This is a genomic window from Sporomusa intestinalis (assembly GCF_055383785.1).
In genome coordinates, this window is sequence record NZ_AP042390.1 from 3,903,060 (window position 1) to 3,927,169 (window position 24,110).

Annotated in this window: 18 protein-coding genes and 2 riboswitches; of the genes, 5 read left to right on the forward strand and 13 right to left on the reverse strand. The window is 47.0% G+C overall.

Annotated features, from left to right (window positions below; genetic code table 11):
• Positions 1-114 precede the first annotated feature (114 nt).
• The 11 genes from ACZ481_RS18395 to ACZ481_RS18445 form a co-directional block, all read right to left on the reverse strand.
• Complete coding sequence (locus tag ACZ481_RS18395; protein WP_464766789.1) at positions 115-1,797, reverse strand: FAD-dependent oxidoreductase; 1,683 nt, start codon at positions 1,795-1,797, stop codon at positions 115-117.
• A complete protein-coding gene (locus tag ACZ481_RS18400) occupies positions 1,790-2,035 on the reverse strand; it encodes a 4Fe-4S dicluster domain-containing protein (RefSeq protein ID WP_464766790.1) in 246 nt (81 codons plus the stop codon). Before ACZ481_RS18400 ends, ACZ481_RS18395 begins: the two co-directional genes overlap by 8 nt.
• 19 nt (positions 2,036-2,054) lie before the next feature.
• Positions 2,055-3,068, reverse strand: coding sequence for an ABC transporter substrate-binding protein (locus ACZ481_RS18405; RefSeq protein WP_464766791.1), 1,014 nt, complete (start codon positions 3,066-3,068; stop codon positions 2,055-2,057).
• A 21-nt stretch (positions 3,069-3,089) separates the two neighbouring features.
• Positions 3,090-3,860, reverse strand: a complete 771-nt coding sequence (locus ACZ481_RS18410; RefSeq protein ID WP_464766792.1) for an ABC transporter ATP-binding protein — start codon at positions 3,858-3,860, stop codon at positions 3,090-3,092.
• Between the two features lie 14 nt (positions 3,861-3,874).
• The gene (locus ACZ481_RS18415) at positions 3,875-4,678 is read right to left on the reverse strand and encodes an ABC transporter permease (protein ID WP_464766793.1); all 804 of its coding nucleotides are present in this window, start codon (positions 4,676-4,678) and stop codon (positions 3,875-3,877) included.
• 330 nt (positions 4,679-5,008) lie between these two features.
• Complete coding sequence (locus tag ACZ481_RS18420; protein ID WP_464766794.1) at positions 5,009-5,272, reverse strand: magnesium and cobalt transport protein CorA; 264 nt, start codon at positions 5,270-5,272, stop codon at positions 5,009-5,011.
• Positions 5,273-5,402: 130 nt separating this feature from the next.
• Positions 5,403-5,624 carry a hypothetical protein gene (locus tag ACZ481_RS18425; RefSeq protein WP_464766795.1) on the reverse strand — a complete coding sequence of 74 codons (222 nt, stop codon included), beginning with the start codon at positions 5,622-5,624 and terminating at the stop codon, positions 5,403-5,405.
• A gap of 249 nt (positions 5,625-5,873) precedes the next feature.
• The gene (locus ACZ481_RS18430) at positions 5,874-7,922 is read right to left on the reverse strand and encodes an OPT family oligopeptide transporter (protein WP_464766796.1); all 2,049 of its coding nucleotides are present in this window, start codon (positions 7,920-7,922) and stop codon (positions 5,874-5,876) included.
• A gap of 407 nt (positions 7,923-8,329) precedes the next feature.
• Positions 8,330-8,911, reverse strand: coding sequence for a hypothetical protein (locus ACZ481_RS18435; protein WP_464766797.1), 582 nt, complete (start codon positions 8,909-8,911; stop codon positions 8,330-8,332).
• Between the two features lie 152 nt (positions 8,912-9,063).
• The gene (locus ACZ481_RS18440; protein ID WP_464766798.1) at positions 9,064-10,488 is read right to left on the reverse strand and encodes a hypothetical protein; all 1,425 of its coding nucleotides are present in this window, start codon (positions 10,486-10,488) and stop codon (positions 9,064-9,066) included.
• 123 nt (positions 10,489-10,611) lie between these two features.
• Positions 10,612-14,919 (reverse strand): TonB-dependent receptor domain-containing protein, encoded by a 4,308-nt coding sequence (locus ACZ481_RS18445; protein ID WP_464766799.1) that lies wholly within the window; start codon positions 14,917-14,919, stop codon positions 10,612-10,614.
• Between the two features lie 140 nt (positions 14,920-15,059).
• Positions 15,060-15,243, reverse strand: a riboswitch (cobalamin riboswitch).
• Between the two features lie 466 nt (positions 15,244-15,709).
• Here ACZ481_RS18445 and ACZ481_RS18450 point away from each other — a divergent pair.
• The 5 genes from ACZ481_RS18450 (at position 15,710) to ACZ481_RS18470 (ending at position 20,206) form a co-directional block, all read left to right on the forward strand.
• Positions 15,710-15,892 (forward strand): Arc family DNA-binding protein, encoded by a 183-nt coding sequence (locus ACZ481_RS18450; protein WP_464766800.1) that lies wholly within the window; start codon positions 15,710-15,712, stop codon positions 15,890-15,892.
• Positions 15,893-16,490: 598 nt separating this feature from the next.
• Positions 16,491-17,372 carry a hypothetical protein gene (locus tag ACZ481_RS18455; RefSeq protein ID WP_464766801.1) on the forward strand — a complete coding sequence of 294 codons (882 nt, stop codon included), beginning with the start codon at positions 16,491-16,493 and terminating at the stop codon, positions 17,370-17,372.
• A 22-nt stretch (positions 17,373-17,394) separates the two neighbouring features.
• Complete coding sequence (locus ACZ481_RS18460) at positions 17,395-18,678, forward strand: site-specific DNA-methyltransferase (protein ID WP_464766802.1); 1,284 nt, start codon at positions 17,395-17,397, stop codon at positions 18,676-18,678.
• Between the two features lie 79 nt (positions 18,679-18,757).
• Entirely contained in the window at positions 18,758-19,387 is a 630-nt protein-coding gene (locus ACZ481_RS18465; protein WP_464766803.1) for a DNA-3-methyladenine glycosylase family protein, read from the forward strand.
• Positions 19,388-19,497: 110 nt separating this feature from the next.
• Positions 19,498-19,606, reverse strand: a riboswitch (cobalamin riboswitch).
• A gap of 465 nt (positions 19,607-20,071) precedes the next feature.
• Positions 20,072-20,206, forward strand: coding sequence for a helix-turn-helix transcriptional regulator (locus tag ACZ481_RS18470; RefSeq protein WP_464766804.1), 135 nt, complete (start codon positions 20,072-20,074; stop codon positions 20,204-20,206).
• A 663-nt stretch (positions 20,207-20,869) separates the two neighbouring features.
• Here the strand turns inward: ACZ481_RS18470 and ACZ481_RS18475 are convergent.
• Together ACZ481_RS18475 and ACZ481_RS18480 are read right to left on the reverse strand one after the other, a co-directional pair.
• Positions 20,870-23,179, reverse strand: a complete 2,310-nt coding sequence (locus ACZ481_RS18475; protein WP_464766805.1) for an SIR2 family protein — start codon at positions 23,177-23,179, stop codon at positions 20,870-20,872.
• A 249-nt stretch (positions 23,180-23,428) separates the two neighbouring features.
• The gene (locus ACZ481_RS18480) at positions 23,429-24,025 is read right to left on the reverse strand and encodes a hypothetical protein (RefSeq protein ID WP_464766806.1); all 597 of its coding nucleotides are present in this window, start codon (positions 24,023-24,025) and stop codon (positions 23,429-23,431) included.
• Positions 24,026-24,110: the final 85 nt, after the last annotated feature.

Below are 24,110 nucleotides of genomic sequence, written 5' to 3' on the forward strand. Positions count from 1 at the left end.
CTGGTCTCCTGCCTTTGCCCTTACTGCTGGATGTTACGTAAAGTCAGCGTAGTAGCCGGACGCCCGTGCAAGTTGAGGCAAATTTTTGCCCCGGCCCGGATTGAATAATGCACTTTATTTAATCTGCTCACGCCACTGCAACTGCGTTTCGCCTGCTGCCTGCGCAATCGTCAGAAACTTGCCGTTTAATAACGGATTGGTGAACGTATAGTCCGAACGCTTGTGCAAGCCCCTTGTTTCCTTTCTTTCTCTGGCCGTGATGCAGATCAAACGGCCAATTTGCAGAAGATCAAAACATTCTAAGGCGCGCATCAGCTCATGGGCTGTTTTTACGCCAATGGCGGTTTTCGCTTTTTGCTCTAACTGCTCTAAGTAAAGCAAGGCGGTGGTAAGAAGATTTTCCGAGCGGACAAAGGTCACGCCGGCATAGTCGTTCATAATTTGCTGAATGGCCGCGTTCAGGTCCTGCCAGGGCTCGCCCGCCGCCTGTGCTAACAACGCATTGCAAAAGGCTGTTTTTTCAACAACAGTACGGTGATCCACCAAATTATCCTTTGTCAATGTACCGGCCTGCGCATAGCGGGCAGCGTTTTCCCCGGCGATTCGCCCCATAACCGCCGCCCCGGAAATATCGGCCCGAAAATTTCCGACTTCATCCCCGGCCGCATACAAGCCGGCAACATTGGTGGCAGCCTGTTCGTCAATCTCGATGCCCCGGCCAATCAGGATCGGCTCATATCTTGTAAATTCGACCTTATGCCTGGTAAGGTCGATGCCCGCGTCTTCCATGGCATCCAACAGCGAGGTATCGCCTTCGCACTCCAAGCCCCAGCGCATATATTCCAGATCCGCGGGCGAGGTCTCTGAACAGTCCATGTACACAGGCCCGGTGCCATTTTGCATTTTGTCGGTAAATACAGAATGCCAGACGTCGGCCGTAATATCGCCTAGCTCCCGGGTGGGCTTGGTAACAAATGGGCCTACCGGTTTTCCCTCCGGGTCATTCAGGATCCCGATCCACGTGGCTTTGCCGCACCGTTCGAAATACTTAGGGCCGGCATGGGTATTAGGAATCTCAAGATTGATCAACCGGGCGCCGGCCCTGTAGGCGGCGGCCCGCCCCCCGCCGGCGTTAGCCGGGCAATGGGCGGTATTAAATAATTTAGTAGGCGTGATTGATGGATACAACCTGCTGGTATTGCCGGTAGCGGCAATGATCGTTTTGGTGCGGAACAGTACTAATGCCGGTTCGGCCGCCGCAATATCCAAGCCAACGGCACCGATGATTTTAGGAGAGCTGTCAGTTAAGAACTCAATAATTGGGGTTTTGTTTTCAATGCGTACGCCCCGTTTGCGGGCTTCGTCAGTAAGTACCTGTTTCTGGTTGTACCCATTATATTTCAAAAATATCCTTCTGCGTCCCGGATAGGCATGGCCATTGAATTCCCACTCGCCGTGCGGCTGCATATCAATGCCCCATGCATGCCAGTCCTTTACCACCTCAAACGATCTTGCGGCAAATATGGCCTGGATTTTAGGATCGGCATTACCGCCCACCAGCGACATGTTGTGCTCGACCAGGTATTCTTCCACTGTGCATTGATGATACTCGGGGATATAACAGGTAAAATGGTCATTGCCTGTGGCCCCTGAGCCGCTTCTTCTTGTATCGCCTTTATCGGCAAGAACAACTGCTGCGCCACTGTCAGCCGCGGCAATCGCCGCCATTAAACCGGCGATACCGCCGCCCACTACCAGGACGTCACTGTCCACTACTTCCTGCTTTACCTTAATCATGATTCCGGCCCCCAGCACCAACGGCTTCTCTATATAATAACGACATCGGCAACGGCAATTTCAGCCTGATCGCCTGGGCCGGGCAATCCAGGACACAGGCGTTGCAATGCCAGCAGTCCTCTTTATAGAGGGGGCTAGGCACCGCATTCTTTTGGGCCGGGCCATAGACATCAAGCCCGCAAATCCCGGCACACGTCCCGCATTTTATACATTTACCCGCATCAACAATTGGCGGCATATTCTCACATTCTTTCTGCTTATTTCTTGATGGCTTTGCTGGCCTCCTGGTAATAGCTGCTGTCAATCCATTTATCCAGATCAGGCTTCTCCCTGATTAATTCGTTGGCAAATAAGAAGTTAGCAACACCGGCAAAGGCTTTTTTGGCCGCATCGCCGGCAACCACGTTGAAATCAATTTTTTGATCAGGGAATAACAGGGCCAGGGCCTCTGGCGGGTAACCTGATTTCTCAAGAATAGTAATGGCTTCCTGACTATTGGCTTTTGCATACTCGCCGGCTTGAATCAAGGCACTGACCACTGCCGTAACGGCTTCCTTATTGGCCTGTGCGTAGGCACTGCGGGCGATAATGCCGTGACTGCCTTTCCACGCGGCGTTGTCAGCGCCCGACAGCAAAATAACACCATGCCCGGATTTAACGATTTGTGCTTCCTGCACCGCGGAAAGCACTGCGGCGTCAACCGTTTTGCTGATGATCGCCGCCGCCGCATCCTGGGAGGTCATATTGACAAATTGAATATCATTGATTGTCAAATGATTGGCAGCAAGCATATCGGCCAGCGTTTTATGCATATACGAACCCTTGAGGGTGGCGACCTTTTTCCCTTTTAAAGCCTGAATGGACGTTATGCCGGTATCCTTGGGCACCACCAGGGCGGCATCATTAAAGCCCACTTCGGCGGCGACTAAAACGGTATCAACGCCGTTGCTTTTGGCAATGGTAACAGGTACGTCACCTGACGATGCCATATCAATACTGCTGCCGGCGATCGCCTCATTAATGGCCGGACCGGCACCGGTAAAGGGTATGGCCTCCAGCCGATAGCCGGCTTTATCCAGCTCTGTTTTCAGAAACCCTTTTTCGATTGCAATCGCCAGGGCATCATTGGGAAAGGATTTACCACTATCGACATAGCCAATTCTCACGACTTTTGCCGTTTCGCCGGCGCCCGTTGGACTTGATTTACCGCCACAGCCGGCAACAAATACCCCTAATACCAGTAAGGCAGCCAACAACGTTTTCAATCTCATACAATTCCCTCCATTTTTTTGTTAAAGATAATACTCAGGATCACGTTTTTTCGAGTCGAAAAACTCTTGCATGATCTGGGCCTTAAGTAAGCTAAAGTAATGGCCTATTCTTTCCCGGGGCCGCTCCAGATCAACCGGAAATATTTTTTTGATCGAGGCCGGCCGGTTGGTATTAATGACAACACGATCACCTAAATAGATTGCTTCATCAATATCATGGGTAACAAGCAGCATCGTCGTTTTTTGTTTTTCCCAAATCTTTAGTACCTCGTCTTGCATTTGAATCCTTGTCAATGCATCTAACGCGCCAAATGGTTCATCCAAAAGCAAAATATCCGGTTTGTGCACAAACGCGCGGGCAATCGCCGTCCGCTGGGCCATACCGCCGGATAGCTGATGGGGGTACGCCTTTTCGAACCCGTTTAAACCAACAAGCTCAATATGTTCGCGTACTCTGCCCTGCTTTTCCTGTTCAGCCAGGCCGTAGAGGCCAAAGCCAATGTTTTCCTCCACCGTCAGCCACGGCAGCAGCCTGTGGTCCTGAAAAATCATGCCTCTCTGTACGGCCGACTTGCGCAGGTCCTGCCCGCCGCACAGCACCGTTCCGGCCGAATATTCAACAAGGCCGGCAATAATTTTCAGCAATGTGCTTTTACCGCAGCCGCTGTGGCCAACGATGCTGACGAATTCCCCCGCTTTAATATCGAGACTAATATTATCCAGCACTTGTATCGACTCAGACCCAACCCAAAAGCTTTTGCTCAAAGCCGTAATCTGTAAGTCAAATCCCATGGCCCGCCCCTCCCCTATGCTCTTTGCCATTTGAGCACATACCTGGCTATTGCTTTAATAACGAAATCCATGATGCCGCCGATACAACCAATTAAAATCATATATACAATTACCACATCAGACTGCATTAGGTTGCGGGCGTCATTAATTCTGTAGCCTACGCCGGCGGTAGCGGCAATCATTTCCGCCGCCACAATGGACATCCAGGCCGTGCTGGCTCCGAGCCGCAGCCCCACGAAGATGGACGATAAGGCCCCGGGCAGATAAATGCGCAGGAGAATATCTCTTTTCTTGATTTTATACAGCTTGGCAAATTCCAGTAACCCTTGGGGCACACCGGTAATCCCGTTCACCGTATTTAATAAAACCGGGAAGAAGGAACCGGTAATAATTAAAATTACTTTGGAAGCATCGCCAATACCAAACCATAATATCAACAGCGGGATCCAGGCTAAGGGCGGAATTTGCCGCAGCCCGTTAAGCACCGGATCAAACAGGCGCTTGACCCGGGGAAAAATCCCCATTAAAATCCCGGCTGTCAAGCCTAACAGACTGCCGCCAATGTAGCCCTGCAAAACAATGGATAAGGAGGAAATTAAGTCTTTTGCCAGCAGCCCGTTTGTTAGATTCTTGGTAAAGGCAGTCCATATCTTGGTTAGCGGCGGCATTAAAATCGGCGGAAAGATTGCGCTGCTGCTTAAATACCACCAGCAGAAAATCAAGGTTAAAGGAACAATACTGTTATTAGCGATGTTAACCAGTCCGGCCAGCGGCATGCTCCGGGAGATTCTTTTTTCTTTCCCTGTTTCTAACGCCACATCATTCACTCCTACACTTCCTGGGGCTATCGGTCTCTGCATTGTAAAGCGGTTAAGACAAACAAAAAAGCTGCAAACCTAAACTGCCATGGTAATGGCGCGTGTTAGGTCTTCAGCTTTCTGATCAACCACAGAATGTTTAATTAGGTAGATTATAGCAATATTTTTGTCGAAATGTCAACCTACTTTTGCCAAAACAAGTCGAAAACACATATATTCCCGGGCTATTACCCTGGAGATTAAATATGTCAGTGCCGGCTTGCACCCTGTCATTGCTGGCTGTTGGCGGCCCTTACCGTGGGGGGGACCGGGTTCCCGTCCCCGCCCCCATCAGCCCATATGACTAATTTTACTGCCATTAAACAAAAACCGCAACAGCGTCAGCACCGCGGCCGGATTCAGCTGATCGTGATAGCCCAGCTCGGCAAACTCAGCCCTGACGCTCGCCTTGTCGGCCTGGGAAAGCACTGTCAGGCTGCGGATTTCAGCAACAACCGCTTTAATTTCATCGTTATCCATCGCGGCAATGATGCGTTGGCCTTTTTCCCTGCCCATAAGCATAAGCAAAATGGCCACCTTTTTTAGTGGCGTCAATGTGAACGGCCTCCCTTATCCCTGCGAACCGGCCCGGCCTGCGGCCCAGCCGCGCTGTTATCCCTGTTAATTCTACCACTTGGCTTATATTACGTAAAGCCCGGCGGTCTCGTCGGACTCGCCCGGCCTGCTATACTGATTTTCTGATATCGGCTATGATTTCCAGGATTTCTTGTTCATTCTCCTTGGTGGCAAACAGCAGGCCCCAACCATAATTTCTTTGAAAAAGACCGTCATAGGCACTGTCATGAAAAGATTTGAGATAATGTTTAATCTGACGCTCCGTTAAAATCGACGCCAGGATTTGGGCTTCAAACTCGTCCTCGATTGTGGCTAGCTTGATATATTCCATTAGGGCACCTCGCAATGTTGATTTTCTGCTCCTGGCTCAATTATATTACATTTTGGCTGATTTTATTTAGGCTTGGCGGCATGTCGCAGCTGATTATCTGCCGGCACATTTCCCGCCAGCCAAAATGTCAATTATTCGCCTGTCAATCCCGCCCCTTGGAAGATATCAAATAACAATAGCGTGAACCCCGGCATCAGCAGGAGTTCACGCTATCTTTGTTCTGTATTGAGAAAGGTTAAACGGCCAAAATCAGCCTTGCTTTGTTGGCGCTTTCACACCGACAATGCGGGAAATAAATATAGCAATCATCGCAATAAACACGAGCAAGCCGAGCAAATCCGCGGTGGGGCCAAAGTCCTTGCCGACCAGTGCCAGCGGCGAATCGCTGCCGCCGCTTGTTACGGAGAAGACGATGATAATGGCGATAATAACCCCCATTACACTTTCACCGACAATCAGCCCGGACGCAAACAGGACACCGTGGCGGTTGCAGCCTTCCACATCTGCTTCAATGTTTTCCGGACTCCGCTGTATCGCCCGCTTATGCAGGTACCGGTACACAAAATAGCTCATGACGGCACCTAAGACAAGCGGTATTTCCAGGGTAGGCGGCAAATAGATCCCCATGCCTACAGCCAATGGCGGCAGGCTGTATTGGGCCGAGTTTCTTTTCAATAGCAAATCCACGATAATGATGGCAATCCCGACGCCTACGCCGAAGAGGATATAATTCCAATCCAGATTATGACTGAAAATCCCCTGGGCGATCGTAGTCATCAACGTGGCCTGCGGCGCGGACAAAACCTGACTTTCGTCCATCCCCGCCCGGGGCATAGCCCCGACAAAACCATAGGCTTCATACAATAAGTTCAATACAGGGGCAATAGCAAAAGCGCCGACAATACAGCCCAGCAATAAGGCTGCCTGCTGCTTCCAGGGCGTAGCGCCGACGAGATAGCCGGTCTTTAGGTCCTGCAAATTATCATTCGAGATAGCGGCAATGCTGACAATAACACTTGTCATGAAAATAGCCAAGGCAATGGCGAACTTAATTCCCATCGCCGTATCAAACAGACTGACAGTGGTGCCGATTCCCAGTACGACAAGCGAGGATATAATAATTCCCAAAATGCCGATCCCGGAAATGGGGCTGGCCGAGGTGCCGATTAAGCCGGCCATATAACCACAGGCAGCAGCGACAAAGAAGCCCATACCGATGGAGATGGCAACACCGGCGGCAACAAAAACCCAGGTCGTGCCGGCCGACAGGTTCGCGTCCGCAATAAAGGAATAGAATGTGCCCACTAAACCGATAACAATAACGCCAAAGACCATCGCGGTTGTTTTGGGGGACAAATCGGTGTCCATGCGGTGCAGGGTTTTTCCTGTTTCAGACTTGCGCATGGCCTGTATCGAAATCCGCATCCCCTCTATGATTGGTTTTACCAGCATAATCAGCGTCCAGATTGCGGCAATACCAATCGTACCGGCGCCGATCAGCCGCACCTTTTGTGCCCATACCGCCGATGCAAACGCACTGGCGCTCTGCCCTGCCGCCGGAGACAATACAGAGGTAAGATAGGGCACAAATACACCCCATGACAAAATAGTACCTACTAATATAGCAATACCACTGGCAATACCGATCAGATAGCCGGCGCCCAGTAAAGCGGACGAAAAGCCGAGCGGCAGCTGCGAAGTAATACTGCCGAAGGTGAACCAATAGTGAATTTCCGAGGAAATAATTTGAAACCCAGTTGTACACAAACTGACAATAGCGGAAATAATACCACCGGCCATAATATCTTTTACGCCATTTTCTTTCGCGCCGGCCGTATTGCCACTGCCTACTTTCAGGATTTCGGCTGCGGCCAGGCCCTCCGGATAAGGCAGGTCACTATTGACAATCATCGCCCGCCGCAAGGGAATAGTGAACAGCACGCCAAGGCTGCCGCCGCAAGCACAAACCATCAAGGTCTGCCAAAAAGCAAAGCCCTGCCAATACCCCATCATTAACAAGCCGGGAATAATAAAGATAACTGCCGAAAGAGTACCGGCCGCCGAGGCCTGCGTCTGCACCATATTGTTTTCCAGGATATTGGAATCTCTAAACATCTTCAAAATCGCCATCGATATAACCGCTGCCGGAATAGACGACGAAAATGTGAGCCCTACCTTTAAGCCTAAATAAACATTGGATGCTGTAAATATGACCGTAATCAGTACGCCCAGCAGCATCCCCCGGAACGTTAATTCCGGCACATTCAGGTCATGGCTCATATAATCCACTTTTTTCATATGTATCCTCCTCACCTAGTAACTTTTACCCATGGATTCTGTCCGATTTTCACAAGAGTTGCAAGATCTCCGCCCCCCATCTTGCTTACGGCAATAAGCTCCTGTTGGGAGTACCGCCGTAAGCTTAATAATCTTCGTCAAAGCTCATTTAGTAATTTTCTCCATTTCTACTTTAAATCCTTTGTTTTTTTGCTTAAATATACTCAATAGAGAGACAAAAAATGATTTTGTCATATGTATATGTACACAAACAGTATTTCGATTACCAGCAGACAGTTTGAAGAATACCTGATGCTAAAACAATAACAGCGATATCTCAAAATAAATGAGACATCGCTGTTATCCAGCCGGTTCTATATCCGGCGAGTTAGAGCAGATTCTTTCAGGAGACTGAAACGGAGCCTGTATCACCTTACTCTGACAAGCTCAAAAAATACCCCGCCCCCGGCCAGAATTAAAGTGTCATTATCTTTAATAAAGAAAATACAGCCATTGCCGTGTGCATCTGACGCCTGGATTTGGCTAATAGCATCGCTCGTGACACCAAGTGCAGCAAGTGTAAGACGATAGGCGGTTACAAAATCACTTGCAGAAACAACCGTTTTCTTATATACAGGGTTGATCGCTATATCGTCTACATATTTTAACTGGTCACCAAAACAGCTTGCTTGTTCTCGGGAAAAGCTTAGCTTTCTCCCCGCTATAGTTTTTATGTCATCCTGACTATACGTTCCTACCGGACCATAGGCCAGTACTCCCTTAATCACCCACTGGCCATAAAAGATCTCCTGCTTTATTGTTGTCCCGGCCGAAGTAATGGCGCCATTTTGTTGTGTTGCTATTGTTTTGCCAGCTTGGGGCGGAGTAGCGGCTATGTTTTGCGTATCGCTTACCGACTTGGGTGGTGATTCATTGGCCGCTTGCTTTAGACAGCCTGCTATAACAACACTGAAAGAAATAAGTGAAATTACCACTATGAGTTTAGTCATAATACTCCTCGATTAGTTTATATTCTTGCTGCTTTTCCCAATATCATTATAAAACAAAGGAATTAAGGTTGCTATATTGAAGGAGCTGCCACTTTTATCCGCAATCCGGAACTTTATATTACCCCGCTATGTAATTCGGCCAAAAACCAGGTTCACTTTGCTTGTTGTTTCCGGTTGGCAGCTATCCGGGTCCGGATAGACTGATGTTTCTCCTCTTCCTCCCGGACCAGCCGCTGCCGCTCGAACAGGGCCCGTACCGAATTCGAGGCAAAGGCCGGGGCCTGATAGCCGCGCTTGGCCTGCAATGTAAGTGGCGTAGCCGCTGGGTCTTCCCCGTACAGGCTGACTGAATTAAGATAATAGGTATCGGCCGGGCCGTTGATCTCATAAGAGGCTTTGGTCTGGATGAGAGAAAGGGCTTCAAAATTATTCACATCCTGGGCACACAGGTCGACATACATGCCCCGGGCCAGCCAGATGCGATTGTTGTCGTTGGCCAGAACGGCAAAAACTGAACCCTGGTTAGGGAAAGTCGTCGGGAAGAAATAAATGCCTGTCAGATAATCAGGAACTACATTATCGGCCGGGAACTGGAGCACATAGCCGGTAAGAATTTTATAATTGGCATCAAAGTATCCGACCAATACATAAGCGTTGCCATCGTTAGTGAAGGTAATGTCCCGCAATTCCGTCCCTTCATCGAGAATCGGAACCAGGTCAGCTGCCTTAAATGCCGTCGTAAACGCCAGGCCGGTAGGATCAGTGGTATCGGCAAGATTAATAACGTCCAGCTTGGAGTCCGGCTTGGGCGTGCCCCCTCCCTGCTTGCCGCCGATGCTGCAGACATACAGCTTGTCGCCGTGCCGCTCCAGCGTAAAGGCATTGCGGCCCAGGTTAAGGTTATGATCGACGGTTGACACCCGTTTGGTCCGTCTGACTTCAGTAAAAGTCGCCAGATCGATCTCTACTACCGTACTTTCCTTGTAGACCGGGGCGGCAGCCCACAAATCATCGACCGTAATAAACAGACCATAGAGCTTGTTGGCAGCAAGGTCGGCGCTCAACGCCACCCCGTAGCTCTTATCCGCCGGATAAGACGGATTACTAAACGTGTAGGCCCCAGCCTCCACATAGGGGGTGCTGCCGGTCATGGGTATTTTCGGGATTTTGGCATTGTCGAAGTCGAGCGGATAGAGATAATTCCCGACTCCGGCCACAGCATAGACATTCTTGACGCTCGGCCAGTCTGTTGGCTGATTGACAGTATGCGTGACCGTCCAGGTTTTAGCGTCGCGGATTTCAATGGCTGGTGTCCCCGTAGTCGTCGTCGCGCCTGTTCGTGTATACTTTGACTGAAACAACAAAACCTTATTGTCGGCACTGCCGTCCTGAAACCAGTAGCTCCTGGTGTCGCCACTCATCTCACTGGCCTTGTTGCCTTCCACCCCGATGGCCATGGTTTCATCCTTGAGAACGCCGGCCCTGCCGGATTTGACAATTTCGTTAGTTTCACCGGAAGGGGAATCCCAACCATAGGTCTCATCCACCGTAGTCACTGCCAGTCTTGTCCCTGCCATCCTGAAAACCTCCTTTTCCTTACTAATTCCCTAGTCAAACTACCACCAGTAACTGAGTTATTTTTGTTCAGCCCCCTTCAACTGATATTCCTAAAAGTTAACTAACTACAACACCGACAATCATTAAAAGAGATATTGCATGGTCAGATAATATGTCCTGCCCTGCAAGGGATAATAGATAGTACGGCCATCCTCGCTATGGGCGGAATTAACAACATCGTATACGACATCCGATCCCTGGTTAAAGAGGTCATTTACCCCGGCATTCAGCCTGATCTGATTGTCAATGGTATACCGGGTTCCCAGGTTGGTCAGCCCGTACGCCTCCTGCCACTTGCCATACCCTCTGCTATCCACACTGATCGGGACTTTGCCGGTATAGTGATGCTCGGCAAACAGGGACAGCCGGTCACCGGGAAAGCGGTAGGTCAGGCGGGCATTGCCCTCCCATTCCGGAATATAGGGATAGGGCGAGCCCAGCTTGTAAGGATCGGGGTCCGGCATACCCATATATTTGTACATGTCGCCCCAGCCCAGGATCTTGGTCCGGGTCCAGGTCGCCGCCAGCTGCAGGTCCCAGCGGTCCCACGTAAACTGGCCGGCCAGTTCCACGCCGCTGGCCTTGCCGTCGCCGCCGTTGGTGTAGAACGCGGTGCCCATCGGCGTGGTATTCAGCAGCATCAGGTTATTAGTATGATTGGAAAAATAGGTCATGGTAACCTCGGCCTGGGCGGCCAGCGCCCTACCCTGCCAGGTAACGCCGGCATCCCAGTTCAGGCCATGCTCAAAGTCCGGCGGCGGGAAGCTTTGCGGCGGTGGCTGCATCGAACCGCCATCGCCGAAGATTTCATAGAAATTGGGGAAGTGGTGGAAAGTACCCCAGCTGCCGCGCACGGTCCAGTGGTCGTCGAGGGCCTTTTTCGCCCCCAGGCCAAAGGAATATTTCCAGGCATCCTTACCGTCTTCTTTGTAGGCCGTCATATCGAGCTTATCCAGCTTCAGAACCGGGGTGAGCTGGAAGGTGCCGGCGCGGTTGAGCTGCATCGTATCCTGCAGTTGAAGGTGCCAGCGGTCAATCTGGTAATATTTCAGCCATTTATAGGCGGCAACTGAGGTTTTTCCCTCCACATAACCGGCCAGCCCTGATAAATCGTTATCCATTTTCTCGCGCGAATAGCCGGCATAGAATTCCAGTAGATGGCTGTTGCCCAGTTTCCAGGCCGCGTCCAGGACCCCGCCGTAGCGTTCGCTCCGGAGGTTGCTCCAGGCCTGGCCGGGATAATAGGACTCATGGGCGATCTCCTGCAAGCCGCTGCGCCATTGTTTCTCCGAGTCCCGCCAGTCCAGCCGCCAGCCCCAGTCCAGGTTGCCGGCCTGCTGCCGCCGGCCCACCGCCAGGTCGGTCTGCCTGATCTCCTGATAGGAAGGATGGGCCAGCCTGGCCCGGGGCTCGGGGTTAATATACCCAGGGTCGTCACTGTGCTCGTTGCCGGCAGACCAATAGGGGAAATGGCGGAAGTGGTCCTTGACCGCTAGCTTGACCTGCCAGTTCTCATCCTGCCATTTGAGCAGGCCGTCGGTCAGGTGATAGTCATTGTCCCGCCGGGTCCGCCGCTCAGCCGTCAACGGCCCTGCTCCGTACGGGGTCTGGGGATGGTAGCGGTTGGTATAGCTGAAATCGCCATCACTCTGGTCGCGGTTGACGGCCAAGAGCAAGCTGCCCTCACCCAGTGGAGCCGCAACCTCCAGGTTGCCCTTGTAGCCGCCGAAGGAGCTCAGGCCGGCCGCTACGGAGCCGCCGCTGTCCCGGGGCTTTTTGGTGACAATGTTAATCACCCCGCCCATGGGAGCGCCCGCGAACCGGGCCGGGACATACCCGCGGTAGACCTCAATGCGGGCCACATTGTCCACAGGAATGGCCGACAGGTCGACGCCGGTCTCGGAGGTCAGGTTCATCTCCACGCCGTCCAGATAGATGCCGACCTGGGCGGCGGTGCTGCCCCGGACCCGGGCCAGGCTATAGTTGCTAGTGCCCCGGACCTTCTGGATGTGGATGCCAGGCACAGTTTCGAGGTAATCAGGCAACGTCTTCTGCTCGCCCTGGAAGTCTTCCGGCCGGATGACCGACACGGTGCCTGGCGAGAGGTCCCGCTCCCATTCCGGGCGCGGGGCCTCTACAGTCACCGGCGCCAGTGCGTAGTCCGCATCTGCGGCCAGGGTGGCAGATGCAAGCGGGCTGCTCGCTGGTGCAGCGGCTTTAACCGGCACCGGACCGCCAGATCGCCGTGTGCCGGCCGACGCAGCCACGGTTGCCTGGCTGTCCGCAGGCTGATTATGGTCAGGTGCGGCCTCCGGCTGTAGGGCGGCGGCTTCGTCTGGCGCATTTGCCCGACTGCCAGCGGCCGTCGTCGTCATAGTGGCAGCTGCCAGGCTGTTAGCCGCAGGCACAGCAGCCATTACCGGTTGAACAACCGCCGCTTTGCCACCTTTGGCCGGTAGGCCCCACCTCCAGGCCAGGCCGCCGTTGAGCTGCCAGTCCTGCCGGACATCACCGCCGGTGGACTTACTCACCTCCAGAAAGGCCGTGCTGTTCCGGGCAGTGTTCAGCCTGGCACCCAGGCTGAACTCCAGCCAGGTGTCCTGGCCGGCCACTCGCAGGGCCTCGCGATCACCGGAGTACCGGGCTTCCAGCTTGCTGCTGCCGAAGTCATGGCGGGCGATGAGCCGGACATAGGCCTGGCCGCGCTGCCGGTCATCGCTAAAGGCCTTGCCCACAGCTACACCGAGATGGCCGACTACCGGCCGGTCGGCGGTCTGACTGACAGTCAGCTGGTTAGGCAAAGTATAGGTGACCTGGTCGATCCGGCCGATGGCTAAGCCAACCTGGGGTTCCACATACCAGTCGTTGGCCAGGTCCCGGCGGTAGCCGTAGCGGGCGCTGAGACCGCTGGCCCAGCTGTCATAGCGGGCGGTGTTGGCACTGTCGCTGTCATAGAAATGGTAGTCGTTTTCGATTTTGGTCATCCGGGCCGCCAGGTCGAGGTAGCGGCCGTTGTGGCCGGTCCAGGAGGCATAGGCGCCAAGGCTAGTGCCTGTCAGGTCTCCCCGGCCGGTGACGTAGGTGGTAGCGGCATTGCTTCGTCCCAGCAGCAGGCCATAGTAGAGGGTGCCACGATAGAAGTCGCCCTCCCGGGCTTTATCAAACCCGGCTAGCAGCCCGTCATAGCTTTGGCTGCTGCTGCGCCCGTAGGCGCCCTGGTTGTTGAGCTTGCCCCGGTAGGTATGGGCCCAGACGTTTTCGGTTACCGGATTGTCCCCCGCGGAGGCCGGGGATAGCGTGTCCTGACGGTAGTGACGGGTATGCAGTTCATCCATACGGTGGAAGAGATTGCCCTCTTCCCTGCGCCAGACATTGCGGAAAGCCAGCTGGGCATCCCTGGCCATTTTGCCGGATTCGGAGATGACACCGGTGTTGTAGGCTTTGAGGGCCACGAGCACGGCCTTGCCAGCCTGCAGGTTGTTCCAGTCGATGACCGGCACCAGTTCGTAGAGCCGCAGCGGCCCATCCATCAGGGAGGCCTGCCCCACTACGTTGACCTTGCTGTAATCGGCAGCGCTGAAATCAGCGGCGATGTAATTCTTATAATTATCTGAATCAACATAATCCAAATCCAAGGTCTTGCGTTCATAAATCCCGCCGGCGCCACTGACCAGTTCCTTCCAGGCCGGGTCATAGGCCGACTGAATATATACCGTGCCGCCGGCACTATCCAGTTGTCTGACAGTGATGCTCGCCCCGGTAAGACCACCACTGCCACCCCTTTGTTTTACATTGGTATTGATGCGAAAGACAGTATCGCCAGTCAGTGTCAATTTATCCATGGTAAAATGATAGCCACTGATTCTGTTTTGCGTGTTGTCATACCCGTCAGGATACTGAACCGAAGGGGGATAAACTAGGGCCTGCCGGCCGGCCAGATCCAGCATACTGCCGGCGTTGAGGGTCAGGTCGCTTACGGTTGTATACACGGCCGCAGAAGCAGTTGCCGGTGTCCGCATATCCAGGGGCCGCCAGCGTTCACCGGTATTGACAACGATAGCGGTAAGATATTTTTTCAGCGTGGTCGCCAGGTTCCCGTTGCCACCGTCCGTAGTGGTGGATGTCCAGGTGGCGTAACCGTCCACCTCGCCCAGGAAGGTCCAGGTATTCTTTGTATCGTCTGGCGGTGAAAAGGCAGCTACTGTGGGAATCAGTGGTGATGTTAAGCTCAGAATTACCAGCCAACTCAGACTGAGGGCCAGGTGTTTGGCCCCGCGCCCGCCGCTGCTGCTGCGAACTGATTTTATCCGGCCGGTGTTTTTCGCCAGCTCCGATACTACCTGCCAGCAGGCACGGGCCCGGTTCCAAATGATTTTATATGTATGGTTCAAAGATGATCAGTCCTTTGTTTTTTCCTTATACTTTTGTTTACATGCACTAAAAAAACACTCCCGCAAAGAGAGTGTCATGCCAATTCGCCGGATTTTTCCGGTAATTTTTCATAATCTCCTCCCTGTCCGCGCAGGTACACATGGCGATTGCCGGACAGGCAGTTCTCCTGACTCCGGTTCATCACTTATCCCGCACCTTCCCCAAGCCTGAGGCTAAAGTGGTATATATGCGGAACTGCTCCCCGTTACAGTGGCGGGACCGTGCCGGCCTTTAACCGGCTTCCCTATTAAGCCCTTACGGGCACCTATCCCCTGGATATATACAATTGTCTCTTTTGCTTCACCCTATGCAGTATGGTCCAGAATTATTACTTTTTTTCTTTCCTCTTTTCAGGTAACGACAACAGTTTTTCTACAGATTCTTTTATTAGCTTTACCGCTGTAACAATGGTCCTGCATTTTCTTAGCACCTACATTGAAGTCAGCCACCAACTGCGGTTGATGTAACGCAGTATCAATTCCAGTGTCCTTCAGACACATTCCTAGATAGGCTTTCCCTTTTTTTACAGGATAAAGAGTTTACACCCGTTGTCTAAACTGCTCTTTTATACGCCTCCTTTCTGTAGAGCGGGACTCAAGTCGACCAAGCCACTTCATTCCCAATGTAGGCACCCTCATGTTCCATAATACATCTCAATCATATCATGCCGTCATTTTGCCGCCAATATGCCTTTTGCATCTCTTTTAATATACAGTTATTGTAATTAGACTCTATCGGAGGGGAATTACAATGTCATCAAATACGTCTAAGTTTACACTTCGTATCGACCAACAGATACTTGAAAAATTCCGCTATATTGCTGACAATAACTTCAGAACAGTCAATAAGGAACTAGAAATGATTATAAAAGCTCATATAACTGCATACGAAACAAAGAACGGGCAAATTAAGATTGATTTAAATACAAAATAAATTCTTGCGACTTTTTTTAACCCACATTCCGCAAGTTAAATTAATCCAAATTAAATTAAAGAAAAAAGCAACTCCAAACGACCAATGTCAAAAATTATGTTTGATTGCTTACTCGAATCCGAAAGTATCCTGTCAATTTTGAACTCCGCCCAAAATTGATTTTCATGAGTATTTATGAATCAGAGAGAGACCAAATATTGCTAGGCTTATTTCCCTTACTGATATTTTAATGTGTCGCTAGATTATCAGTCGGCAGGTCGGATAAAGCCCGAAGATAATAATAAATTTACGGTTTGCGATTATTTTAAAGTATCTTTTGATTACTTGGTAGAATGTTTGAATGATCCAAGAAGATGATAACAATTTCCAAGTAAAAAAGTGCCTAAAACATCACTGCTCGTAAATGAGGAGGGGGGGGTTTTAGGCATTTTTAAAATACTTTAAAATACTATATAACACATACGTTTTAAGCTTGCTTCCTCTACAATCGAGACATTCAATTAATGGCTTTATTGCATTATGACAACTTATAAAATGCAGGGAATGTGCAACTTTTTGCCGAATAATCCTGATAGGTCAATTAATGGGGGGGCTAATAATGGTTGATACAAAAAGAAAATCTTTAGCTGATTATAAAATTGATGGTCATAATTGGATTACGTTAGCTTCAGGCGAATATTATCCTGATATATTAAAAGATGCTTGTGAATTGTACAAGCCTGTATTAGTTATGTTTGGTCAACTTTTAAAATCATCTGAATCTTCGGTTCGATTATTTTTGCAAATTGCAGATGTTCCAGATGGTTGGATGAGGATTCAGCTTTCGCGGGTTTTTAGAAAGTATGTTAGCCCTGAAACGCCCGTTGAAATGCTGAAGAAGAAAACAAAAGCAAATGAAATATGTGAACAATTTGGCTCTGGCTTTAGGCCAATTCATGAGGTTCAAGCTGCATATATGGCACGTCCGATACCAGATGAAGCTATTTGTGCTATACTTTGGGAGTATAAAGACCGTGGTAAAAAGGGTTATGACTTGACAGAACGCTTCTTTTCAATTTTTCGGTTGCACTTTCCTGACTTGGATGTAACAGGACCAGAGCGAGCAGGTAAAGATATCTTACTAGGTAATGTATTTAATAATTATCCAAATCCAAGTCGCCCTGTAGACTTTGTTATTCGTAACAAAGACACAAAAGAGATATTGGCTATCGGGTTAGCCCGGTATGATGGTGATAGAGGTGGAGCACAGGAAGATGATCGCACAGGTGGCTACACTAGCTGTGCTGATGAGATTCTTAATTATGCTAAGACGAATAACTTAAAAACGAAAGTAATCTTTTTAAACGATGGACCGGGATTACTACTAGGCTCAATGTGGGATGACTATGTAAAACTTGAGAATAGATGGAGTGGTAAAATTCTGGTTGCTACTCTTCGTATGATTCCAGAGAGAGTTGAAATTGATTGGTTAAACTCATAATCGTATTACGGGGGAGATAGGCGTGGCTACTGGAATACCAAAAAATAAATGGACAAGTAATATAGTTCCCTTTGCTACACAAGTGGGGGGCTTAGATGTTACGCTTTCCTATGTAGGCAAGCGTAGTGAAGGAGAAATTTTAAGCACCGAGAGGGCTAGTTTAACTACGATTTGGCAAGGGGAAAATCAAAAGAATCGCCTATACTACGGCAATAATCTAAATATTTTAGCTTCTCTCCTCGATGACGAATCGGTAAGAGGTAAGGTAACACTCGTTTATATTGACCCGCCCTTTGCAACTAATAGTGTGTTTCAGTCTCGCTCACAGAATGATGCTTATTCTGACTTGCTAGTTGGTTCACATTATATTGAGTTTTTGCGGGAAAGGCTTATTTTGATTAGAGAATTGCTTGCAGATGACGGTTCTATTTATATTCACTTGGATGATAATATGGCATTTCACATTAAAATTATAATGGATGAGATTTTCGGAAGTTCTAACTTTCGAAACTGGATTACTCGAAAAAAGTGTAATCCGAAAAATTATACTCGTAAGACTTATGGCAATGTCACAGATTACATTTTGTTTTATTCAAAGACCGATAATTATACTTGGAATCGCTCTTACGAGCCATGGACACAAGAACGTATTGAAAGAGAATATAATTATACTGAAGAAGGCACTGGTAGACGATATAAAAAGGTTCCTATTCATGCACCTGGAGTTCGAAATGGTGAAACAGGTATGATGTGGCGCGGTATGAATCCTCCCCCCGGAAAACATTGGCAATATAAGCCTTCTACACTTGATGAAATGGAGGCACGAGGAGAAATCCACTGGTCTTCTACTGGAAATCCACGCCGCAAAGTATACATTGACCAAAGTAAAGGGGTTCCCGTTCAAGATATTTGGCTTGAATTTCGGGACGCTCATAATCAAAACATTAAAATTACGGGCTATCCCACAGAAAAAAATCCTGATATGCTAGCTCGAATTATTGAAGCGTCTTCAAACCCCGGTGATATAGTCATGGATTGCTTTTCGGGCTCTGGAACAACATTAGCCGTTTCGTCTAAACTAGGACGTAATTGGATAGGAATTGATAATAGCTCAGTAGCTATTACTACAACCTTACGGAGATTAACTAATGGGCTTGAACGCATGGGAGATTTTGTAGCTAAACCCAAGGATGCCAAGGAAAACAGCCGATTTCAGCAAGAGGAAGTAATAAATATTCGAGATTTTTCTTTATTTATAAGCGAAGAATCTGAAGAAATTAATGATTTTTTAGTATTATGGAAATAATTCCAGACTTATGATAAATAAAATTTAAATAAATCCTCTGCCTCATTTAGCAGAGGATTTACTAAATATTTGGAGCATTATGGAAAATATGTTTATTTTTGATAAAAACAGTACGCCTATTAAGTATTTAATAGGCGTAGATGAAAGAATGAGTTATTTAATAAGCAGAATTGATTGTTATATACTTAGCATTAGAACAAACTATTTTGAGTCTATAGTTTATTCAATAATAGGTCAGCAACTATCATCAACTGTTGCAAATGTTCTGCGTCAGCGTTTTTTTAAAATATGTGGTCAAATTACCCCAAATATACTCCTTTCTTGTACTGACGAATCACTACGCTCTATAGGTATATCTAAGCCTAAAATAGCCTATATTAAAAACTTATCAAGTAGTGTATTAGACGGTAATCTTGATTTTAACCTTTTGTTAAATCTCCCCGACGAGTCAGTTATTGATAAACTAACTCAAGTTAAAGGGATTGGACGATGGACTGCCGAGATGTTTCTAATTTTTTCTTTAGGAAGGCTCAATGTTTTTTCGAGGGCGGATGTAGGATTACAGAGAGCAATTAAATGGCTTTATAATCTTGACGGTACACCGACCATTGCTGATTTAGATGAATTGAAAAATAAGTGGGATCCTTATTGCACGGTAGCTTCGTTATATCTATGGGAATCAGTCAATCAAAAGTTAATTAACAAATAATATTTTTCTAAAATCCTGCAACGTCTACCCGTGATGTCAACTTTGTATTCATCCCAGAGTGGAACAAAAGACCACGTGCTTCAAGAAATTCAACTTCATAATCCACGACATTTGTGGTCCTTGGGGTCAGGCCTTACTCTTCCAGTGGGGGGACCGTACCGGCCTTTAACCGGCTTCCCTATTAAGCCCTTGCGGGCACCTATCCCCTGGATACATACAGTTGTTCTTTTGCTTCACTCTATGCAGTATGGTCCAGAATTATTACTTTTTTCTCCCCTCACTCCCCCATAGCGACAACAAAAATTCCCCCGCAAACTTCTTTGCAGGTTTCCGTCTGTAACTATTTGCCGTATTCTTCCGCGCTCGCATTGAAGCCAAGCGCTGGCTGCGCTATAATGGAGACAATCGCATGTGAAACACACCCCTGTTTCCGTTCGATTTGTCTCCATTGGTAGCAATTGCCTGTTTATGACGATAGGCAACAATGTCTTTGAGACATATTTTGGAGCAGACTTACAGAATGTTAGCCCTTGTATGCAGGCTAACATTCTGTAAGTCTGCTCTAGTTTAGGGTTGCTACCCTCTTTTATTTACCGCCTTTCTGAAAAAATCATTTAGGAACAATTTGTTCCTCTTTATTATATAAGAACAAATTGTTCCTATCAATATTTTAGGAGAGTTTTTATGAATTTTTCAAGTCGATTAAAAGAGTTAAGACAAAAACATAACGTATCACAACAGGAATTAGCCGATTTACTAGACGTGACCACTCGCGCCTGGAGGTTTTATGAATCAGGAGAGAGAACCCAATATTGCTAGGCTTATTTCCCTTGCTGATTATTTTAATGTGTCGCTAGATTATCTGGTCGGCAGATCAGATAAAGCCTAGAGATAGTAATCAATTACGGTTTATATAAATGTGATATACTGCAATTGTTTTAAAGGCATCAATTTAACAACATCTATTATTGGACACCATTAAGACAATCCAGGACAACTCACTAATATAATCAGAATGACTAAAAAATTTACCAGTATTAAGTACTGGTATTCTATTTAATGGCTTACCTCAATATAAGCCACTAGGACAATCAATCTGATAATATTGACTAACGGGTTATTGCCGTCTGTGCGCCTCTGCTCACACGCGGCAATAACCTTACGTCAAATACAATAAATATCCAATTAATTCTCAACCTACCAAGTCGCGCTACTGCGCCCTGGAGGAGCCTATTGCAAATTGCTGACATCCTCTAACGGCCTTTATGTCACCGGCTGCCGCCTCCGCTACCAGCCGTCACGGCACTTGAAAAACTGCATCAATCGCCGCGCCAGTCAGCAGCTGTGGCAAAAAAACATTAGCCGACGTCCGCAGAGCCTGCGGCAGCGAGGGTCCCACCCCTGACCCCTCCCAAAGCGAGGGACATCATAGATTTTAACTGCTGTAAACACCGCTAGGATAATATGAGACAAATCAATTGATTATAAATATTTATTTCTTAGCAAAGAAAGGCTCTTTTTAAGTTCCCGTAGTTCATAATTCCAAGCGTGATTAGCGGCTTCAACGGATACCCACTTAAATGCAGTCTCTAAATAATCTTCGGCAACCGTGTCATGGTATTTACCATAGTATTGTAAAGATTGATTTGCAAAAGTACTGGCGTGGTATATTTTTCTTTTATCATTCTTATAACACTCACTTAGTATTTGCATACTACGATCAAGAGTGTCACGCACAGTAGCACTGCTATCATCCCCATTTATATTAGCCGAAAAAAGAATAATTGAATGGGAATTTCTAATCGAAAAAATCCTGTTTTTTGACAGTAATAAAGCATCATCTATCCAAGTAAACGCCTGTGGAAATTTATTCTTGTAAGATAAATATAATGCTCCCTGTTGTAGCAAATAAGGTGATTGATCACGATTATAAACCATTTCATAAAAGCTTTTCCCCTCTTCCCAGTCAATAAACGCATATTTCATGAGATTAGCATCATAAGCACGCCTTTTAAAAATGTCATAGCGACAAATACGAAAAGGAGATACACTTTCGTGGAAGCGCCAAATTGTCCGTTTTAATATTTTGGGAGGAACACGTCTAAGCACTGTCTCTGATAAAATTGAAGAACGTGGGCAAAAATAATCCTGTGTTTCGTCAATCAAATCACCAGTATAATCTATGATCATACTACCTAATGTACGCTTGAGATCATAGATATCTTGGATTTGTGAAATGGTATTTCTAAAAAAAGCAAGAATCATATCAAGTGAAACTGGTGTTCTGCACGAATGTACATAGCAGCACATCATAAAGAAATCAGATAAATCTGTCGACTTACCTTCAAGGTCACGAATAACCGAAGTAAATCTCTCATTTATGTGCGGTTTATTAATATTTAAATTAATAAACTCAAATAAGGAAGGCTTATCACCATCGTTTCTCGCCGTTCGCAATGAAATCTTACGAATCTCTGGCGGTATACGATTGAAAATACTTTGCATATCTTGTTCTGTAATATCTGTGACATTATAGAAATTACATAAGTCCCGTTCAATTTTATGTGACACAATTTCATAATGATATTCTCTTTCAAATCCAATCGCTTGAACATTTGGACTCTGGACAAGTAGATTAAATGACTCAATATTATCTGCTATATTGTCCACAAACACAATGGCCTTATTTCCATCTAATGCTTTTAATATAAATTCTGCTTTTTCTCTAGTTAAAGCATTTGCAACCAACTTATGCCCTGAATACTTTTTATTTGCGGCCGTTAACATCATCAACGTAGTTTTGCCTGATGCAGGTGTCCCAAGTACTACCAAATTTTTGCCCGAATCTATAAAATCATTAATAGATTCAAAATGTGATGTACGATATACTCTATTATCTAGAATGTCCGACCATATCGGTGGTTCCCCTAAATAAAAGTTGATTAGAGGTCTGACTGGAACACTACCAACTTCAGGAATACACTCATTTGGAAATATTGTTTTTGTAGGTGCAACTTTTATATCAGCAACATCATAATCCAAATCAACATTCGAGAGATAATCTAGGAACTGGCCTGAACTACATTGTATTACATTAAACCCAAGTGCTTTAAAGTATTGCATACTTCCTTCATCACAATCTTTTAACACAATCCATTTTGTGTTATGTTGTTGATCTCCAGAAGGATACATCGCCTGTATAACACCTGCATCACTAAAGCTATATCCAATAAATACAGTTGGAAACTGCTGAACTCGCTCACGCAAGAAATGCCATGTATCTCTATCATGCGAAAATGCTGTAGCCAAATCTACAGTATTAAACACAAATTTACTGTCCGGAAAACATACACACCCATGGAGCGGCACATAATCAACAGCATTCCGGTCAGCAAAAGCAGTGCCGCTGTTAATGATATTGTTTAAGTATGATGTTGTATTATTACTGTAAATTTTATAAACAAGATTGTCTATATTAGTCGTAAAAATACTCTTTACTGCAATTTTATTTATTATCATATATCGTATATCGCATTCTTCGACAAAAAACCTAGATTGAAGATAACTATAAAATTCATTTCTATTAGTTCTCTCTAAAATAGTCGCTAATTCTGACAGTCCGAGCGCTGATGGCAACTTAAACTTAACAGCTAACTCTTGCGCCAATTCTTTCCCAACGGGTAATGGCTGACCTTTAGCGTCTTTAGAGTGTACAGAAAACCCTGATCCTAGAAATAGATTTATTCCATCCTTCAAAGCCCTCCTAAAAGTATTTGAATGTTCAATATTCATTAAATCAATCCTTCCATTTAATTATTATAAATCTCCTGAATGACTCACGGGGAATGACTCACGGGGACGGTTCTCTTGAGTCATTTTATGCCTTTTTATTGTACTTTCACTCGACAGAATTCAGGGACGGCAACGGGAATGGTCCTTTTGGGGCACCTTTTTTATTTATTTGTATCATTAGCCATACCTCGTTCACGGAGTATAAAGGAAAGTTAACTCAAATTCAATTCTACTTTCGAACACAATAGATCAAACTTCAGACTCATCATTGTCAGTAACATCATCTGTACCTCCGCCAAAGTACCAGCCATGGCTTTCTACAAAACGTATAAACCGATCTATAAATTCATCATGTGTTAGATAGGGCTGAATAGATACACACCCGTCTATTTTTATGATCCGCTCATCTTTAGATTCAAGTTCCATTGACAGTGCATCATATATTTTCATGGCGGCTTTACGGTATTTTTCCATTCTTATCTTATCTTGTTCACTAATATCTTTAATCCGGGATAAATCCATATTATCGTGTAAGTCAGCCAATTTGATGCGACATGCTGTTTTGTTTTTTAGTACTCTGCTAATGAATTCATCGTAACTTTCCTCAGTACGTTTTGTTAAACAGTCTAAAATCTCAATAACCTCTTCTGAAAAACCTTCTGCGCGCAAAAATTCCAGTGTAATATTGCTGTCTTCAATAGTATCGTGCAAAACGCCGCATATCTGTTCAATTTCACTAGTGCTTGACATCATCACGCGAAAAGGATGAAAAATGTATGGTGCTCCTGCTTTATCTATTTGTCCGGCATGAGCTTCAACAGCTATCATGATAGCTTTATTGAGCATAAATATCCTCCGGTCTTATATTTTCGCAATATAGCAATTGCTTCCCATATAATATATATGGTCTTAACTTTCTCTCATATTGTCT

Bases quoted from the DNA above. Each gene is read 5' to 3' on its own strand.
- ACZ481_RS18395 (WP_464766789.1), bottom strand. From the start codon at position 1,797: ATGATTAAGGTAAAGCAGGAAGTAGTGGACAGTGACGTCCTGGTAGTG.
- ACZ481_RS18400 (WP_464766790.1), bottom strand. From the start codon at position 2,035: ATGCCGCCAATTGTTGATGCGGGTAAATGTATAAAATGCGGGACGTGT.
- ACZ481_RS18405 (WP_464766791.1), bottom strand. From the start codon at position 3,068: ATGAGATTGAAAACGTTGTTGGCTGCCTTACTGGTATTAGGGGTATTT.
- ACZ481_RS18410 (WP_464766792.1), bottom strand. From the start codon at position 3,860: ATGGGATTTGACTTACAGATTACGGCTTTGAGCAAAAGCTTTTGGGTT.
- ACZ481_RS18425 (WP_464766795.1), bottom strand. From the start codon at position 5,624: ATGGAATATATCAAGCTAGCCACAATCGAGGACGAGTTTGAAGCCCAA.
- ACZ481_RS18430 (WP_464766796.1), bottom strand. From the start codon at position 7,922: ATGAAAAAAGTGGATTATATGAGCCATGACCTGAATGTGCCGGAATTA.
- ACZ481_RS18435 (WP_464766797.1), bottom strand. From the start codon at position 8,911: ATGACTAAACTCATAGTGGTAATTTCACTTATTTCTTTCAGTGTTGTT.
- ACZ481_RS18440 (WP_464766798.1), bottom strand. From the start codon at position 10,488: ATGGCAGGGACAAGACTGGCAGTGACTACGGTGGATGAGACCTATGGT.
- ACZ481_RS18450 (WP_464766800.1), top strand. From the start codon at position 15,710: ATGTCATCAAATACGTCTAAGTTTACACTTCGTATCGACCAACAGATA.
- ACZ481_RS18455 (WP_464766801.1), top strand. From the start codon at position 16,491: ATGGTTGATACAAAAAGAAAATCTTTAGCTGATTATAAAATTGATGGT.
- ACZ481_RS18465 (WP_464766803.1), top strand. From the start codon at position 18,758: ATGGAAAATATGTTTATTTTTGATAAAAACAGTACGCCTATTAAGTAT.
- ACZ481_RS18470 (WP_464766804.1), top strand. From the start codon at position 20,072: ATGAATTTTTCAAGTCGATTAAAAGAGTTAAGACAAAAACATAACGTA.
- ACZ481_RS18475 (WP_464766805.1), bottom strand. From the start codon at position 23,179: ATGAATATTGAACATTCAAATACTTTTAGGAGGGCTTTGAAGGATGGA.
- ACZ481_RS18480 (WP_464766806.1), bottom strand. From the start codon at position 24,025: ATGCTCAATAAAGCTATCATGATAGCTGTTGAAGCTCATGCCGGACAA.